13 protein-coding genes are annotated in these 16,827 nt (G+C 72.9%); 3 read left to right on the top strand and 10 right to left on the bottom strand.

Annotation, left to right across the window (positions count from 1 at the left end):
• Nucleotides 1-97 precede the first annotated feature (97 nt).
• The 9 genes from HT134_RS12405 to HT134_RS12365 form a co-directional block, all read right to left on the bottom strand.
• A complete protein-coding gene (locus HT134_RS12405) occupies nt 98-1,399 on the bottom strand; it encodes a hypothetical protein (protein ID WP_175600514.1) in 1,302 nt (433 codons plus the stop codon).
• Between the two features lie 119 nt (nt 1,400-1,518).
• A complete protein-coding gene (locus HT134_RS12400; protein ID WP_175600513.1) occupies nt 1,519-2,151 on the bottom strand; it encodes a response regulator in 633 nt (210 codons plus the stop codon).
• Complete coding sequence (locus tag HT134_RS12395; RefSeq protein ID WP_175600512.1) at nt 2,148-3,260, bottom strand: sensor histidine kinase; 1,113 nt, start codon at nt 3,258-3,260, stop codon at nt 2,148-2,150. Before HT134_RS12395 ends, HT134_RS12400 begins: the two co-directional genes overlap by 4 nt.
• A 3-nt stretch (nt 3,261-3,263) precedes the next feature.
• Nucleotides 3,264-3,458, bottom strand: a complete 195-nt coding sequence (locus HT134_RS12390) for a hypothetical protein (RefSeq protein WP_175600511.1) — start codon at nt 3,456-3,458, stop codon at nt 3,264-3,266.
• A 92-nt stretch (nt 3,459-3,550) separates the two neighbouring features.
• Entirely contained in the window at nt 3,551-4,348 is a 798-nt protein-coding gene (locus tag HT134_RS12385) for an alpha/beta fold hydrolase (protein WP_175600510.1), read from the bottom strand.
• The gene (locus tag HT134_RS12380; protein WP_175600509.1) at nt 4,345-4,953 is read right to left on the bottom strand and encodes a PadR family transcriptional regulator; all 609 of its coding nucleotides are present in this window, start codon (nt 4,951-4,953) and stop codon (nt 4,345-4,347) included. Before HT134_RS12380 ends, HT134_RS12385 begins: the two co-directional genes overlap by 4 nt.
• Nucleotides 4,954-5,020: 67 nt before the next feature.
• Nucleotides 5,021-6,025, bottom strand: coding sequence for a LacI family DNA-binding transcriptional regulator (locus HT134_RS12375; RefSeq protein WP_175600508.1), 1,005 nt, complete (start codon nt 6,023-6,025; stop codon nt 5,021-5,023).
• Entirely contained in the window at nt 6,022-8,979 is a 2,958-nt protein-coding gene (locus HT134_RS12370; protein WP_376768086.1) for a glycoside hydrolase family 3 C-terminal domain-containing protein, read from the bottom strand. The genes HT134_RS12375 and HT134_RS12370 overlap by 4 nt, the downstream gene beginning before the upstream one ends.
• 116 nt (nt 8,980-9,095) lie before the next feature.
• Entirely contained in the window at nt 9,096-10,307 is a 1,212-nt protein-coding gene (locus tag HT134_RS12365) for an ROK family transcriptional regulator (protein WP_175600506.1), read from the bottom strand.
• Nucleotides 10,308-10,575: 268 nt separating this feature from the next.
• Between HT134_RS12365 and HT134_RS12360 the strand changes: the two genes are divergently transcribed.
• Genes HT134_RS12360 through HT134_RS12350 form a run of 3 tightly spaced genes read left to right on the top strand, consistent with a single transcriptional unit; the run spans nt 10,576 to nt 14,094 of the window.
• On the top strand, nt 10,576-12,204 hold the full coding sequence (locus HT134_RS12360) for a type 2 periplasmic-binding domain-containing protein (RefSeq protein WP_312888093.1): 1,629 nt from the start codon (nt 10,576-10,578) through the stop codon (nt 12,202-12,204).
• On the top strand, nt 12,197-13,201 hold the full coding sequence (locus HT134_RS12355; protein WP_175600504.1) for an ABC transporter permease: 1,005 nt from the start codon (nt 12,197-12,199) through the stop codon (nt 13,199-13,201). Before HT134_RS12360 ends, HT134_RS12355 begins: the two co-directional genes overlap by 8 nt.
• Nucleotides 13,198-14,094: a carbohydrate ABC transporter permease gene (locus tag HT134_RS12350; RefSeq protein WP_175600503.1), complete on the top strand. Its 897-nt coding sequence runs from the start codon at nt 13,198-13,200 to the stop codon at nt 14,092-14,094. Before HT134_RS12355 ends, HT134_RS12350 begins: the two co-directional genes overlap by 4 nt.
• Before the next feature lie 29 nt (nt 14,095-14,123).
• On the opposite strand, the gene HT134_RS12345 is transcribed toward HT134_RS12350, so the two are convergent.
• A complete protein-coding gene (locus tag HT134_RS12345) occupies nt 14,124-16,778 on the bottom strand; it encodes a cellulose-binding domain-containing protein (protein ID WP_175600502.1) in 2,655 nt (884 codons plus the stop codon).
• Nucleotides 16,779-16,827: the final 49 nt, after the last annotated feature.

Here is a 16,827-nt window from a genome sequence, read left to right as displayed (position 1 = left end):
CGGTGCCGGGTCCGGCGGGTCCGGCCGGTGTCGGGTCCGGCGGGTCCGGCCGGTGTCGGGTCCGGCCGGTCCGGCCGGTGCCGGGCCGGTCGTCGTGTCACTGCTGCCGTGCGGTGTATCCGAGCTGGAAGTTCGCGTGGTCCCACAGCGTCCCGGTGACGCGGTCGCCGCAGACGAACCGGACCTTCCGCGCCGGCACGCCGGTCAGCGGGTCGGTCGCGTCGACGTCGTCGGCCACGCCGCACACCTTGTTCGCCGAGCCGTTGCCCAGCGGGACCACCGACACGGCGCCGAGGCGGCCGCGCTGGAGGTTCTGGTTCTCCAGGAAGACCTGGAAGTGCCCCTTGGCGAGCTTCTCGAAGGTCACGCGCCCGGACACGCCCCTGAACACGTCGCGCTGCTGCGCGGCCGGGACGGCCACCGGTGTGTCGGCGCCGTCACCCGCGCTGAACGGGGGCGGGGTCAGGTAGGCGTACGAGAGGGCGCCGCCCTTGCCGAGGGTGCCGACCTCCTCGGCGTACGAGAGGTTCAGCGGGGTGTCCACCGCGGTGCCGTTGCTGTTGTGGCACGCGACCCGCACCTTCTCGACCTTGTCGTCCTGCGGGTCGGGGGCCGCGCCGGTGACGTTGCAGAGCACGCCCGGGGTGCCGCCCGCGGCGCTGACGTCGACGACGTGCGGCCGGGCGCCGGTGTCGCGCGGGATCGCGAAGTTGAAGAACCCGGGGTTCGCGTTCGGCAGCGGGTCCCGCTTGACCGTGATCGCCGTGCCGGCGCTGAACTGCTCGGCGGGCGTGACCGTGGCGGTCGGCGTGGTGGCGAGCTGGGTGACGTCGTCCTGGGACAGGCGTACGGTGCCGAGCCGGCCGGTCTCGGTGCCGCCGCGCGTGTACGTGACGGTGAACGAGAACGGGTCGGCGAGTTTGCCCGTACCGTCGAAGCACTTGACGGTCAGCCACAACACTCCGCTGAGCAGGTTCGACGGCGCGCCCGAGGGCACGCAGGCGGTGAGCCCGGACAGGGTGGAGTGGGCGTGGACGACGCCGGGCACCACCGCCCCAGGGCTGGCGCCGGTGCCGAGGCCGGGGAACTGCACCGCGTAGAGGCCCTGTCCGGATCGCATGGCGGAGACGCCCTGTCCCGCGCTGGTGTAGACGTCGCCGGCGGCGAGCGGGGTCCACGACCCGGTGGGCAGGGTGCCGTTGACGTTGGCGTAGCCGGCGGCGACGGGCGCGGCGAAGGTCGCCGGCGCCGGTCCGGGGGCCGCCGCGGGGGCGGGAGCCAGGGTGGGAACGGGAACCGCGGTCCGCGCGGCGGCCGGTGCGGTGATCGCGGCTAACGAGCAGACGACGCCGGCGAAGGCCGTCGCGGCGGCCGCGAGCCCTCCTTTTTCGAATCGCATGACCTCTCCTCTGTGATGGGTGCGATGTCCGACTGGTGGACGTGCACCATGATGAGAGTCACGCGACGTGCGCACCGCGTCCTTTTACGTGATCACGAGAAGCGGTCGGGGCGGCCGGCTCAGAGCAGCTTGTCGCGGGCGTAGGCGGCGGCCTCGGTGCGGTTGCGGACGCCGATCTTGGCGAAGGCGTTGTTGATGTGCGTCTTGACCGTCGTCTCCGCGATGAAGAGCGCCGAGCCGATCTCGGCGTTGCTCAGCCCCCCGGCGACCAGCCGCAGCACCTCGACCTCGCGTACCGTCAGCCCGTCGGGACAGGCCGAGACCGGCGGCGGGGCGGCCCGGGACAGCGCCTCGACCAGCCGGCGCGACACCGCGGCCGAGAACGTCGACTGACCGGCGGCGGCCGAGCGCAGGGCGGCGGCGATCTCGGCGCGCCCGGCGTCCTTGGTGAGGTAGCCGCAGGCTCCGGCCAGCAGGGCCGAGTCCACGGACCGGTCGTCGTCGTAGGTCGTCAGCACCACGACCGCCACGTCCGGATGGTCGCGGGCGATGCGCCGGGTGGCCTCGACGCCGTCCATGACGGGCATGCGCAGGTCCATGAGCACGACGTCCGGACGCAGCTCGGCCACCAGGCGCAGGGCCTGCTCGCCGTCGCCGGCGTCGCCCGCCACCTCCACGCCGTCGACCAGGTCGAGCAGCGCCACCAGGCCCTCGCGCATGAGCTGCTGGTCGTCCACGACCACGACCCTCATTCCGGCACCTCCGCCCGCACCTGCCAGCAGCCGCCGACCGGCCCGGCGCTCAGGGTCCCGCCCGCGAGCGCCAGCCGCTCGCGCATGCCCTGCAGGCCGTGCCCGGACGGGATCTCCGCCGGCCCGCCTCCCGTCGCGTACGGGTTGCGCACCAGCAGCCGCACCCCGGCGTCACCGTAGCCGATCTCGACCGTGACCGGCTCGCCCGGAGCGTGCCTGGCGGCGTTGGTGAGCGCCTCGCGCGCCGTGCGCAGCAGGCAGACCTCCGCCGCCGGGGTGATCGGCCGCCGCGTGCCCGTGGTGCGCAGCTCGGCGGCCACGTCATGGTCCCTGCGGTGCTCGGCGACCATCAGGCTCAGCGCGTCCGGCAGCGGCGGCACGTCCTCGCGCAAGGCCGCGACCGCCGAGCGCGCCTCGACCAGCCCTTCCCTGGCCAGAGCCCGCGACCTGCGGATGCGCGCCACGGCCTGCTCCACGTCGCCCCGCTCGGTGAGCATCGCCTCGGCGACCTCCAGCTGCACGCCGAGCGCGCCGAGGGAGTGCGCGAGCACGTCGTGGAGCTCCCTGGCGATGCGGGCCCGCTCGTCGAGCGCCATGGCCCTGGCCCGGTCCTGCTGGGCCCGGCGGTACTGGCGCCGGTGCAGCGCGAACAGCACCGTGCACACCACGACCGCCCCGCGGACCACGATGGCCGAGCGCGGCTGCCCCCACCACACCATGCCGGCGGCCATGGCCGCCATGTCGGCCGCCGTGACCGCGACGATCGCCCCCATGCCCGGCGTCCCGTGCGCCGCGAACAGCAGCAGCATCGCGAACACGAACACCGGAGGCCCCGCCTCGCCCGACCCCGACACCAGCGCCGCGATCACCGAACCGGCCGCGAGCAGGGCCACGGCCACGCGCGGGAACCGGCCGTCGAGCACGACGAAGGCGAGCCAGCAGGCCATCGACGCGCCGAGCGCCGCCCACACCAGGGCGGGTGCGCGCTCAGGCGACGTGGTGGCGAGCGACCAGGCGAGGACCAGGGTGATCAGCAGCCTGACCAGGCGGCCGGTCTCCGGGTCGTCGGCCGCCAGCAGCCGCACGACCCGTCCCCATACCTCCCGCATCGCCTAGTGCGAGTCCCGCAAGGACAGAATCATGTCCACCAAGATAAGCCGGAAGGCCACGAAGCCGGCGACCACCAGCAGTGCCACGACCACGACCGCGAGCAGGAACTTGCCGTTCATCTTCCCCCCGTTGGCGTCCAGGAGCCGGTGCAGCACGTCGAGCCAGAGCCGGCCCGACGGTCCAGAGCGTTTGTCCATGGCTTGGACGGTAGGGATCGGGCGGGGTGGAACGGCACCTCCGAAGGGTGGAGCGCGGGGTGGAGCCGCGGGAGGACCGGCGCGTCGGCCGGTCAGTCCAGGACGTCGCGGAGCCGGCGGGCGAAGGCCGTCGGGTGGGTGACGAAGCCCGCGTGCCCGCCCGGCACCGTGAGCGGTTCGACGCCCAGCCGTGCGGCCAGCGCCAGGGCCGCGTCGTGGGCCAGCTGCCCGCGCGACTGCTCGCCGACCGCGACCACGACCCGGGTGGAGGGAGGCACGACCGGCTCGTACGCCAGGTACGCCGACGCCGCCTGCCCGAAGAAGAAGTCCAGGTTGGTGTGCATCCGGGCGAGCTTGGCCTGCATCTGCGCCATCGCCTCCGGCGACTCGGCGATCCCGCCGGGCGGGTCGGGGTCCCACGTGTCGAGACCGGCGCCGGCCGCGAAGACCTTCATCGCCGCCTCCACCCCGCCGCTCCGGTACGCCTCGTCCACCTCGCGGCCCAGCGCGCGGCGGGGATCGCCGGCGGGGAGCAGGCGGACGGCGGGCGGTTCGTGGGTGACGACCGTACGCACCAGGTCGGGATGGCCGGCGGCCAGGGCGAGGGCGGTCAGGCCGCCGCTGCTGGTGCCGAAGACGTGCGCCGGTCCGCCGCCGGCGGCTTCCAGGACCCGGCGGGCGTCCTCCACCTGCGTCTCCATCGACACGTCCGCGGGCGGGCCGGCGAACCGGCTGCGGGAGACGCCGCGGCAGTCGTAGGCGACCACCGTGTGGTCGCCGGACAGCAGCGGGATCATCCCGGTGAAGTCCCTGGCGTCGTCGGTGCCGCCGGCGATCAGCAGCAGTAACGGGCCCGATCCCGTCACCTCGTGGTACAGCTCCTCGCTCATGTCTCTTCCTCCGGTGGTTCGTGGGCGGCGGCGATCGCGCGCCGCCAGGGTTCGTCCCAGGTCAGCCGGCCCTGCCGCAGGTCCTCGACCACGCCGCGGACCCACTCCAGCTCGGCGGTGAGCACGGCGCGGCGGTACTCCTCCTCCAGCAGGAACAGCCGGGGCGCCGTGCCCGAGGACCGCAGCGTCGACTCCACCTCCGCCAGCGACGCGGCCAGCGCGCGGGCGCGGGTCTCCAGCTCCTCCCGCGCGGCGTCCGGCGGCAGCCCGACCAGCACGGAGACGGCCGCGACGAACTCGGGGAACTCGCCGCCCGTGGTGCGCAGCATCTCGCGCAGCCAGCGCTCGGCGGTCTCGCGGCCCAGGTCGGTGATGGCGTAGACGGTGCGGTCCGGGTGGTTGTCGGTGCTCTCCCGCTGCCGGACCTCCACCAGGCCGAGGCGGGTGAGCCGGTCGATGGCCTGGTAGAGGCTCGCCCGGCGCCTGACGTTCACCACGCGGTCCTTGCCGTACCGCTCGATGAGCTTCTGCATGCGGTAGACGTGCATGGGCTCCTCGGTGAGCAGCCCCAGCACGATGAGCCCGAGGGGAGAACGTTGCGCCATAGTCATACTCTAACTAGTCATATTATGACTAGCAAGGCCGGCGGCCCTCGGACCTCTCCACGTGTCTCTACGTGCTGGCGCGGACGGCCAGGTGGGGCGTGAGCAAGGTGGCGTCCGGGACGTCCAGGCCCTCCAGCTTCCGCATCACCAGCCGGACCGCCTCCCGGCCCACCTCCTCCGCCGGGATCAGCACCGACGTGAGCGGCGGGCCCGCGCGTTCGGCCACGTCGTCCGGGCAGATGGCCACCACCGCGACGTCCCGCGGCACCCGGCGGCCGAGCTGGCGCAGCGAGCCGAGGACGTGGTTGACGGCCGCCTCGTTGTGCACGACCAGGCCCGACAGCGCCGGGCGGGCGGCGAGCAGGCCGGCGACCGTCGCGTGGACCTCGTCGAAGGTCTCCTCGCACGGCAGCGCCACCCCCTCCAGCCCGTGCTCGGCGACCGCCGCCGTGAAGCCTTCCCGGGTACGGCGGGCGAAGCCGGTCCCCCGCTCGTACACCACGGCCGGGGCGCCCAGCAGGGCGACCTGCCGGTGCCCGCGCTCGGCGAGGTGGGCGACGCAGCGCGCGCCGGCGGCGGCGAAGTCCAGGTCGACGCAGGTGAGGCCGGCGGGCTCGGCGGGGAAGCCGATGAGCACGCTCGGCTCGGCGAGCTCGCGCAGCAGGGGTACGCGGCGGTCGTGCAGTTCGACGTCCATGAGGACGAGAGCGTCCACGAGCGCGCTGGCCGCCACCCGCCGGATGCCCTCGGGGCCCTCGTCGGCCGTCAGCAGCAGCACGTCGTGGTCGAAGCGGCGCGCGGCGGTCACCACGGCGGTGGCGAAGCGCATGAGCACCGGCACGTGCATGCCGGCCCGCAGGGGCAGCACCAGGGCGATCACGTTGGACCGCTTGCTGGCCAGCGAGCGGGCCCCGGCGTGCGGGTGGTAGCCGAGCGCGCTGATGCTGTCGAGCACGCGCCTGCGGGTGTCGGCCGAGATCGTCCGCTTGCCGCTGAGCACGTACGAGACCGTGCTGACCGCGACGCCGGCGTGGCGGGCGACCTCGGCGATGGTGACCGCGCGCCCGCTCAAGCGCCCGCTCCCCCGGTGGAGGAGGTCGGGGCGCCCCAGGTGAGGTCGGCGAGCGTGACGCCGTCGTTCTCGAACACGACATAAACATCGTGGACCCCGCCGGCGCGCGCAAGCCGGCCGGTGACGTCCCGCGTGAGGGTCTGCAGGGCGTGGCGGCCGGTGCGGGGCACGGGGAAGGCGGCCAGGACCTCGCCGTGGAGCGGGTCGCCGAGCCGCAGGGTGATCATCCCGCCGTCGGCCGAGCCGGCCGTGACCGCGCACGAGCCGACGCCCGACAGGTCCACCTGCCGGAACGCGATCCACGCGCCCTCGGCCTCCGACCGGACGGCCTCGCCCGCCACCGGGTCGGCGTCCACGAACGCGACCGCGTCGTACTCGTCGTGGTCCATGGCCCGCAGCGGCCCGGCGCGCGGCGGGATCGTCTCGCCGGGCACGTCGAAGCGGGCGCACAGCCGCAGGTCGGCGGCGCTGCGGCCGACCATGAGCTGGTGCGGCGCGCTCTCCACGACGAACCTGCCGCGCGTCACGTCCCAGAACGCCAGCTCCTCCACCGGCAGCCGGAGCGTGACGACGCGGCTCTGGCCGGGCGCGAGCCGCACCTTCTCGAAGCCGCGCAGCCGGCGCAGCGGCTGCTTGACGCGGGAGCGCCGCTGGCGCGTGTAGAACTGGACGACCTCGACACCCTCGCGGGCGCCGGTGTTGGTGACCGTGACCTCGGCCGTCACCACCCCGTCCGCGAGCCCGACGCGCAGCCCGGCGAAGTCGAACGTGGTGTAGCTGAGCCCGTGCCCGAACGGGAAGAGCGGCGTGCCGCGGAAGTACAGGTACGTGGCGTCGGCGGTGATGATGTCGTAGTCGAGCAGGTCGGGCAGCTCCTGGGCCGAGCGGTACCACGTCTGGGTGAGCCGCCCCTCGGGGTCGGCGTCGCCGAACAGCACCTCGGCCAGCGCGTGGCCGTACTCCTGGCCGCCGTGCGCCGACCAGAGGACGGCGGGCACGTCCGGGGTGCTCCAGGTGAGGGGGTAGCCGCTGGTGATCACCATGACGGTACGCGGGTTGGCGGCGAGCACGGCGGCCACGACCGCGTCCTGGGCGGGGGCCAGGGCCAGGCTCGTGCGGTCCTCGGTCTCGCGGCCGTTGACGAGCGGGTGGTCGCCGACCACGACCACGGCGACGTCCGCGTCGGCGGCCAGCTCGGCCGCCCGCGCGGCGCCGCTCCTGACGACGTCCATGGCCAGCCAGACGGCCCGGTCGGCGTCGTCCACGAGACGCAGGACGCCGTCGTCGCCGCGGCCGACGTAGCAGCCGGTGGAGATGTGCCGCAGGACGGTCAGGCCGCGGGGCCGCTCCTCGACGCGGAACGTCTGGCGCACCTCCCAGCCGTTCGGGCCGGGCTGGTCGTTGACGAGCACCCCGTCGTCCACGGACACGAAGCGACCGGTGGCGGCGGCCCGCAGCGCGTAGGCGCCGCCGCCCCAGTCGAAGAGGTCGAACAGGTCAGGGGAGCCCGCCGCGCCGTCACCGCGTGGGACGGATGGGCCCTCACGGAGCGGGCCGGCGTCCGGCGGGCCGGCGCTCAGCGGGCCGCCCGCCGGGTCGGCCGTCACGGGACCGGCCTCGGCGGTGAGCGTCACCCGGTCCACGGCCTCGCAGAACACGGTCGCGCACCGCTCGGCCAGCCCCGCGCGGGCGGTGACGGAGTACGGCAGCGTGCCGCTGTACCAGTCCTCCATGAGCGTGTCGCCGAGCTGCCCGATGACCGCGACCTTGGTGACGGGGCCGAGCGGCAGCAGCCCGTCGTTGGCCAGCAGCACGACGGAGCGCCGCGCGGCCTCCCGGGCGAGGTCCTGGTGCGCGGGGCAGTTGACGACCTCCTCGGTGACGTCGTCGTACGGCGTGGCGGGGTCGAACTCCCCGAGCCGGAACCGGATCGACAGCACGTGCCGGACGGCCCGGTCCACGTCGGCCTCGGCGAGCAGCCCGAGCCGCAGCGCCTCGCGCAGGTGGCCGAGCGTGGCGTCGGGCCGGTCGTCGTCCTGGGTGAAGCTGTCGAGCCCGGTCTTGAGGGCGTGCGCGTACGCCTCCGGCAGGGTGTCGTGGTAGCCCTGGACGCCGGTCAGGTTGGCGGGGGCGTAGGCGTCGCTGACGACGAGGAGCTCACCGGGGGCCCAGGCGCGCAGCGCGCTCTCGATCAGCGGGCTGAGGTGCGCGGGCCGGCCGTTGACCAGGTTGTACGAGGGCATGACGGCGACGGCCGCGCCGCTCTCGACGGCGGGCCGGAAGGCGGGCAGCTCGTACTCGTGCAGGACGCGCGGCGGCAGGTTGCTGGAGGTGGTGCAGCGGTCGGTCTCGTTGTTGTAGGCGAGGAAGTGCTTGAGCGTGGGGGCCGTGCGCAACACTGTGGGATCGCTCCCACGAAGCCCGCGGGCGTACGCCTCGCCCATGACGCCGGTCAGCCACGGGTCCTCGGAGTAGCCTTCCTCGTTGCGTCCCCAGCGGGGGTCGCGCAGCGGGTTGACCACCGGCGCCCAGACGTTGCGGCCGGCGCCGGCCGGGTCCTTGTGGTGGAAGGCGAGCACCTCGTCGCCGGTGGCCGCGCCGACCCGGCGCACCAGCTCGGGGTCCCAGGTGGAGGCGAGGCCGACGGCCTGGGGGAAGACGGTGGCGGGGCCGAGCCAGGCGAGCCCGTGCAGCGCCTCGGTGCCGGTGCGGAACGGGCCGACGCCGAGCCGTCCGACCGGCGCCTGGTACTGGTGCAGCAGCCCGAGCTTCTCGTCGAGGGTGAGCCTGCCCAGCAGGTCGGCCACCCGGCCGGCGAGCGGCGCGCCCGGGTCGAGGTAGGAGTCCCGAGAGGGGTTGGGGTCCCGAGAGGGGTTGGGATCCCGCGAGGGGAGCGGCTCGGGAGAGGGGGCGAGGTCCTGGAGCGGGGCGCGGAACGGGTCGGGCATGGCCATCCCTCTGAGACTCTGAGACTGTCGAAGCGCTTCGACGACCGGCCGGGAGGTTACGCGGGGATTTCGGTGGGTTCCCTGAAGGGTGCCCGTCCCGGTGACCGAGGTCAAGAGCTAAGTCAGGAGATTCGCGATATTCCCCCCGGGAGCCGGCCCGAGTCGACCGAGTCGAGCACCCGGGCCGCCCCTCCCAGCGCCGCCGCGTCGAGGCCGAGGGTCGAGGCCACGACCTCGCAGCCGCCCCCCTCCGGCGCGATCGCCCGGCCCGACACCTCCTCCCGCACCGCCGGCAGCAGCCACGGCGCGAGCGGCACGTAGTAGCCGCCCAGCACGACGACCTCCGGGTTGAGCAGGTTGGCCAGCACCGACACGCCCCGGCCGAGGCTGCGGCCCGCCGCGTCGAGGGCGGCCAGGACGGCCGCGTCGCCGGCGCGGGCGGCGCGCACGGTGTCCTCGATCTCGACCGGGATCTCGGCCGGCGACAGGTCGCGCCCCAGGACGGCGCCGATGCCGGCCACGGCCTCCAGGCAGCCGCGCCGCCCGCAGCGGCACGCGGGCCCGTCGGGGTCGAGCTGCACGTGGCCGATCTCCCCGCTGTAGCCGAGCGCGCCGCGCCGCAGCCGCCCGTCGAGGATGATGCCCGCGCCCACCCCGATCTCCCCGGTCAGGTAGACGAGGTCGGCGGCCCCGGCCCGGGCGCCGAAGCGCTGCTCGGCCAGGGCCGCGAGGTTGGCGTCGTTGTCCACCTGGACGGTGAAGCCGGGGTCGCGCAGCGCCTTGGCCAGGTCGCCGCCGATGTCGGCGTCGCGCCAGCCGAGGTTCGGCGCGAGGCGCACCACGCCCTGCACGTCGACCAGGCCGGGCACGGCCACGGCCAGTCCGAGCACCTGCCGCTCGTCGCGGGCCATGCGGCCGACGACGCGCCGGACGATGGCGGCGACGGCGGCCACGTCCTGGCCGGCCGACCCGCCGGCGGAGAAGGCGCGCCGCCAGGTGAGCAGCCGCTCCCCCGCCAGTCCCGTGGCGACGGCGGAGACGTGGTCCACGTTGATCTCCACGCCGATGGCCGCGTACGGGGAGCCGTCGAGGACGAGCATCGTGGCCGGGCGGCCGACGCGGTTCTCGGTGAGGCCGGTCTCGCGCACCAGCCGGCGGTCGATGAGGTCGGCGACGAGGCTGGAGACGGTCGCCTTGTTCAGCCCCGTCGAGGCCGCGATGTCGGCGCGCGAGCACGGCGCGTGCTCGCGCACGAAGCGCAGCACCACCGCGAGGTTGGTGGCGCGCACATCGGCGAAGTCGGCCGGCTGCGGGCCGGTCGTGGATGTGATCAATGAAGCCCCGTTCCCGCCAAGGAGGTGTCCCCAGCATGCCGCATCGCGGGCGCCCTTCACCAACCTGTGACCCGGGCGCTCCCTTGTGGCCGCGGTCACCCTCCATTAATTTGTTTGGTTGGAAGACGAACTAATTGTACCCGCGATGTCACCTGCCTCGACAACCCCCGAACAGGCGAAGGAGCGCGCCGTGACACCTCCCCCTCAAGGCGCTTCGACCGCTCGGCCTTCCACCCAGGCGACCACCCGGCGCGGATTCCTCGGGCTCGTGGGACTCACCGCGGCGGCCGGCGTGCTGTCGGCCTGCAGCCCGCCCGGCACCCCCCGGCCCGGCACGGGCGGCGCCACCGCCGCCGCCGGCGACAAGCTCAAGGCCCTCACGCCGGCGTTCGTCCCGTTCGACGCGATCAAGCCCGACCTGCCCGGCACCAGGTCCACCCTCCCCGGCGTCCCCGACATCAGCGGCGGGTTCAGCTCCTACCCGGCCGACCCCGTCCCCGCGCTCACGCGGAAGGCCGGCAGGGGCGGCAGCTACAAGGCCATGACCCCGCTCTGGGGCCCGCCGCCGCCCGGCCTGGCGAGCAACTCCTACTTCCAGGCCGTCAACGCCGACATCGGCGCCACCCTGGAGTTCCAGATCACCGACGGCGTCACGTACGTCGACAAGGCCATCGCCCGGCTCGCGGCCCGCGACATCCCGGACCTCATGTGCATCCCGAACTGGGAGATCGACAAGATGGCCGACTTCAACAAGGCCGTCGACCAGGCGTTCGAGGACCTCACCCCGTACCTGCAGGGCGACCGGGTCAAGGCGTACCCGCTGCTCGCCAACCTCCCCACAGCCGCCTGGCAGTGGTCGATCTGGAACGGCAAGCTCATGGGCGTCCCGTACCCCACCGAGCCGTTCCCGTACGCGCTGCTCTACCGCAAGGACCTGTTCGACGAGAACGGCTGGAACCAGAACCCCAGGACCGCCGACGAGCTCTACCGGCTCGGCAAGGAGATCACCGACGCCAAGGCCAAGCGGTGGGCGTTCGGCGACATCCACGAGATGGCCTGGCCGATCTTCAAGGTCCCGCAGGAGTGGCGCTACGAGGGCGGCAAGCTGATCCACAAGTACGAGACCCCCGAGTGGGAGCTCATGCTGGAGTGGATGCGCAAGCTCTTCGCCGAGGGGCTCATCCACCCGAGCGTCGCCGGCAGCAAGGGCGCCAACGAGAAGGAGCTGATCGGCGCCGGGCAGATCCTCGTCTACCGGGACGGCCTGGGCGGCTGGAAGGAACTGCTCCAGCAGCACCGGCCGAAGAACCCCGGCTTCGCGCTGGGCGTCCTCCCGGTCTTCGCCCACGACGGCGGCACGCCGATCATGTACCACAACACCGCCGCCGGCCTGTTCACCTTCATCCGCAAGGGCACGCCCAAGGCCCAGGTGGAGGAGCTGCTGTCGATCCTCGACTGGTGCGCGGCGCCGTACGGCACCAAGGAGTACGAGCTGGCCAACTACGGCGTCAAGGGCAAGCACTTCACGCTCGGCTCCGACGGCGTGCCCAAGCTCACCGACCTCGGCACCAAGGAGGTCGCCTACACCTACGGCTTCCTCGGCGGCCGGCCGCTGTACGTGGACTGGCCGTTCCCCGACGCCGCCAAGGCCAACCTGGCCTGGCAGAACGCCACGTTCCCGTACATCGAGAAGACGCCGTTCGACGGGATCAGGATCCAGCGGCCGGGCAAGTACGCGGGGCTCCAGGTGCCGACGGAGGACAAGTTCACCGACATCATGCGCGGGCGGCGGCCCGTGAGCGACGCCAAGCAGATCGCGGCGGAGTGGCGGCGCGACGGCGGTGACGAGGCCCGCGCGTTCTACCTGAAGGTCCTGCGGGACAACGGCCGTGCTTGAGCGCTCCGCGGACTCCGGGGCGGCGGGTGACCTGACCGCGCCCGCCGTCCCGGACACCACCCGGGGCGCGGGCGGACGGGTCCGGCGCGTGAGCTTGCGGGCCAGGCTGCGGCGCGACTGGCAGCTCCTGCTGATGACGGTCCCGGCGATCGGGCTGCTGCTGGTCTTCCACTACGTGCCGCTGCTCGGCAACGTGATCGCCTTCCAGGACTACTCGCCGTACGTGGGGATCAAGGACAGCCCGTGGGTGGGCTTGGCGAACTTCCAGTGGCTCGTGCTGGACGAGAGCTTCTGGGACGCGACGCTGAACACGCTGACCATCACCGCGTTCCAGCTCGTCTTCTACTTCCCGGTGCCGATCGTGCTCGCGATCCTGCTGGACAGCGTGGTCCGGCCCCGGCTGCGGCTGCTGATCCAGAGCGTCGTCTACATGCCGCACTTCTTCTCGTGGGTGCTGGTCGTGACGCTGTTCCAGCAGATGTTCGGCGGGGCGGGCCTGCTGTCGCAGACCCTGCGCGACCACGGCTACTCGGGCCTCGACATCATGACGAATCCGGATACGTTCTTGCTGCTCGTCACCGGCGAGACGATCTGGAAGGACGCCGGCTGGGGCGCGATCATCTTCCTGGCCGCGCTCGCCGCGATCGACCAGAACCTCTACGAGGCGGCGGCCGTGGACGGCGCGGGCCGCCGGCGCCGCCTGTGGCACGTCACGCTGCCCGGCCTGCGGCCGGTGGTCGTCCTGCTGCTCATCCTGCGGCTGGGCGACGCGCTCAACGTCGGCTTCGAGCAGTTCTTCATCCAGCGCGACGCGGTCGGCCGCGACGCCGCCGAGGTGCTCGACACGTTCGTCTACTGGCGCACGCTGCTGACCGGCGAGTGGAGCTACGGCGCGGCGGCCGGCCTGGTCAAGGGCGTGGTCGGGCTCATCCTCATCCTGGTGGCCAACAAGGTCGCCCACCGGTTCGGCGAGCAGGGGATCTACAAGAGATCATGAACGCGGCATCCTGGGCGGAACGGCCCTCGCTGATCGGGCGCACGGGCAAGGCGGTCGTGCTGACCGCGATCGTCGTCGCCGTCGTCTTCCCCGTGTACATGGTGGTGCTGACCAGCCTGTCGACGCAGGAGGCGGTCACCCGGGCGGGCGGGCTCGTCACCGTGCCCGGCGAGATGTCGTTCGCCGCCTACGAGGAGCTGTTCGCGGGCGGCGTGGTGACGCGGGCCGTGCTGGTGAGCCTGGGCGTGACCGTGGCCGGCACGTTCATCAGCCTGACCGTGACCACGCTGGCCGCGTACGGGCTGTCGCGGCCCGGCTCGCTGCTGCACCGGCCGCTGCTGTTCCTGGTGCTGCTGACGTTCCTGTTCGGGCCGGGGCTGATCCCGAAGTACCTGGTGGTGAGCGGGCTCGGGCTGATCGACTCGTACTGGTCGCTGATCCTGCCGGTGGCGGTCACCGCCTTCAACCTGGTGGTGACCCGGGCGTTCTTCCTGAGCATCCCGGGCGAGGTCACCGACAGCGCGCGCGTCGACGGGGCGAGCGAGTTCACGATCCTGCGGCGGATCGTCCTGCCGATGTCGCGGGGCGTGATCGCGGTGATCGGGCTGCTGTACGCCGTCGGGTACTGGAACGCGTTCTTCGACGCCGTGCTGTACCTGAACGACACGGCCAAGTGGCCGCTCCAGCTCGTGCTGCGGCAGTACGTCTACCAGGGCCAGTCGATGTTCGTGGGCCAGAGCGCGGACGCGGCGGCGGCCGGGCGGTCCCTGCCGCCGAACCTGGCGATCCAGATGTCGATCGTGGTGATCGCGCTGGTACCGGTGCTGTTCGTCTACCCGTTCGTGCAGCGGCACTTCACCAAGGGCGTGCTCATCGGAGCGGTCAAGGGGTGACCGGGGTCCCCCGGTCACCCCTGTTCAGGTCACGATGCCGCGCAGGTCACCGTGGGGCTGGCGTTGGTGCCGGTGAAGGAGGCGTTGAAGCCGAACGAGGTGCTCGCGTTCGGCTGGAGGGCGCCGTTGTAGCCCGCGTCGGTCACGGTGACCGCGGAGCCGGACTGGCTCAGGGTGCCGTTCCACAACTGGCTGATCTTCTGGTCGCCGCCGTACGTCCAGGTGACCTTCCAGCCGGTGGTGGCCGACGAGCCGGTGTTCCTGACCGTGACCTCGGCCCCGAAGCCGCCCGGCCACTGGTTGCCGACGGTGTAGGTCGCGGCGCACCCCTTCCCCGTCGTCGGGGTGACGGTCGGGGTGACCGTGGGCGTCACGGTCGGGGTGACCGTGGGCGTCACGGTCGGGGTCGGGCCCGTGCGGTCGCCGTAGACGATGCCGCGGCCGTTGGTGCCGAGGTAGACCCGGCCGTAGATCCGCGGGTCGCCGGTCAGCGCCTCACCCATGTTGCCGTACTGGTGCTTGTCATCGTTGATCCGCACCCAGGTGGAGCCCGCGTCGTCCGACCGGAAGAGCCCCGCGACGCCGTCGATCGTGGCCACGGCGAAGACCGCCGGGTACGTGCCGCCGGGCGCCGCCTTGCCGAAGCCGGCGTTCACCGAGGAGGTGACGCCGGGCAGCTTCGTGAACGACGCGCCGCTGTCGGTGGAGTGCCACAGGCCGCCGTCGCCGGCCAGCCACAGGTCGCCCTCCCTGCCGGGGACCGCCTTGAGCTTGCCGGTGGCCGGCAGGCCCGCGGCGGCGGTGGCGGTGAAGCTCGCGCCGCCGTTCGTGCTGACGTACAGCCTGCCGCCCCCGAAGCCGTAGAACTTCGCGGCGTCGACCCGGTCCGACTCCACGATCGCCCCGGTGGGCAGGCCGGAGACCTGCTGCCAGGAGTTGCCGTAGCCGACCGCGTGGACGGGCGTGACCGCCTTGGGCGCCCACACGAAGCGGGAGCCGTCGGCCGCGGCGGCCACGGTGCCGCCCTCGTCGATCCCGCCGGGCTCGGTGCCCTGGAACCAGGTGGCGCCGCCGTCGGTGGAGAAGGCCACGTGGCTGTCGTTCGGACGGTCGGAGTCCGTGAAGTTCCCCGCCCGCACCATGACCGACGGCGCCTTCTCCGCGTAGTCCAGGCTGGTGGTCGAGGTGAAGACCGGGGCCGTGAACATCATCGACGGCACGGCGTCCAGGTTCGTGTGGCGGAAGCCGCCGACGTCGCCCAGGGCGCTGACCAGCGGCGCGCCGCTCGGCGGGCTGATCAGGTCGAGCACGGCCGTCTCCTCCAGGCCCCTGGCCATGGGCTTGATCGTGAACTGGGCGCCCGAGTCCCACTTGGTGAGGTCCTCGGTGCCGTAGATCGTGGCGCCGGTGCCGTACATCATCCGGTTCGAGTCGAACGGGTCGATCTCCAGCGACTCCGTCATCCAGCCGAGCTTGGGCGTGACCTCAGGCGGCTGCGGGTTCGTGCCGAACGTCAGCCACGGGTTCTCCGAGATGTCCTGCTTGTAGCGGAAGCTGCGGTTGGGGTAGGAGGTCCAGTCCCACACGCGGGTCCAGGTGGCGCCGGAGTCGGTGGACCGGAAGAAGATCACGTCCGGCCACCAGGAGATCTGCGTCGCGACCATGATCGTGCCCGGCTTCTGCCGGTCGACGGTCAGGCCGCTGTAGCCGAAGTAGTCGTCGGAGCCGGCCGACGGGACGGGGCTGATCCGGGTCCAGGCGCCGGTCGCGGTGGCGTAGCGCCACACGTCGCCCTTGGCCCCGTCGTACGGGCCGCCGGTGTCGCTCGTGGCGATGTAGAGGTAGCCGTTGACGGTGTCCAGCACGCCCTTGTGGGCCAGGTGGCCGGTCGGCTGGCCGGCCACGCGCGACCAGGTGACGCCCGCGTCGGTGGTGCGGTAGACGCTGTTGTCCTTGTCGGCGACGCCCACGTAGACGGTCCTGGTCGCGGTGCCCTTGGCCGACGAGCGCGGGTCGTAGGTCACCCAGATCACGCCCGGCTGGTGGCTCAGGTAGCCGTTGGGGTCGCTCGGGTCCTGGGCGTAGTTGCCGGCGTTGGGGAAGCTCGTCACCTTGGCCCAGGTGACGCCGTAGTCGGTGCTGCGCCACAGGCCGTTGCCGTTGGGGGCGCCGAGGTAGAGGACGCTGTTCTTGTTCGGGTCGACGGCCAGCGCCTCCCCCATGCCGCGGCCCGGCATGTTGCCGCCGAGCTTGAACGGCAGCGCGGTCGCCTGCCAGGTCGCGCCCTTGTCGCCGGAGCGCAGGACGGCGCCGTTGTTGGGGTCCCAGGAGTTGGTGTACATGCCGGCCGCGACGTACACGCGGTTGGTCTCCACGGGGTCGGTGGCGAGGCTGATCACGCCGTTGTAGCCCCACTTGTCCCAGCCGAACCCGTCGAGCAGCGGGGTCCAGGACCTGGTGGACTGGTTCCAGCGGTAGGCGCCGCCGATGTCGGTGCGCGCGTAGACGAGGTTGCGCTCGGTGGGGTTGAAGACGATGCCGGGGACGAAGCCGCCGCCGTCGATCCTGACGTTCTTGAACGCGTAGGGATCGGCGGCGACGGCGGACACCGGCGCCATCCTGACGACGACCGCCGCGAGAGCGACGGCGGCGATCAGGAGCGTGCTGAACAACCGTCTCGACATGTGGGGTAACCCTTTCCGGGCATGCGTGCCCAAAGGTGCCGCCCGCCCG

This window comes from Nonomuraea rhodomycinica (assembly GCF_013363995.1).
Lineage (GTDB): Bacteria > Actinomycetota > Actinomycetes > Streptosporangiales > Streptosporangiaceae > Nonomuraea > Nonomuraea rhodomycinica.
Note: the sequence above shows the minus strand (reverse complement) of the source record. Positions and strands in the feature narration are given on the sequence as shown.

Coding starts and splice junctions, on each gene's coding strand:
- HT134_RS12385 (WP_175600510.1), bottom strand. CDS start 4,348: ATGAGCGAGGAGCTGTACCACGAGGTGACGGGATCGGGCCCGTTACTG.
- HT134_RS12345 (WP_175600502.1), bottom strand. CDS start 16,778: ATGTCGAGACGGTTGTTCAGCACGCTCCTGATCGCCGCCGTCGCTCTC.
- HT134_RS12370 (WP_376768086.1), bottom strand. CDS start 8,979: ATGGCCATGCCCGACCCGTTCCGCGCCCCGCTCCAGGACCTCGCCCCC.
- HT134_RS12405 (WP_175600514.1), bottom strand. CDS start 1,399: ATGCGATTCGAAAAAGGAGGGCTCGCGGCCGCCGCGACGGCCTTCGCC.
- HT134_RS12390 (WP_175600511.1), bottom strand. CDS start 3,458: ATGGACAAACGCTCTGGACCGTCGGGCCGGCTCTGGCTCGACGTGCTG.
- HT134_RS12395 (WP_175600512.1), bottom strand. CDS start 3,260: ATGCGGGAGGTATGGGGACGGGTCGTGCGGCTGCTGGCGGCCGACGAC.
- HT134_RS12380 (WP_175600509.1), bottom strand. CDS start 4,953: ATGGCGCAACGTTCTCCCCTCGGGCTCATCGTGCTGGGGCTGCTCACC.
- HT134_RS12400 (WP_175600513.1), bottom strand. CDS start 2,151: ATGAGGGTCGTGGTCGTGGACGACCAGCAGCTCATGCGCGAGGGCCTG.
- HT134_RS12350 (WP_175600503.1), top strand. CDS start 13,198: ATGAACGCGGCATCCTGGGCGGAACGGCCCTCGCTGATCGGGCGCACG.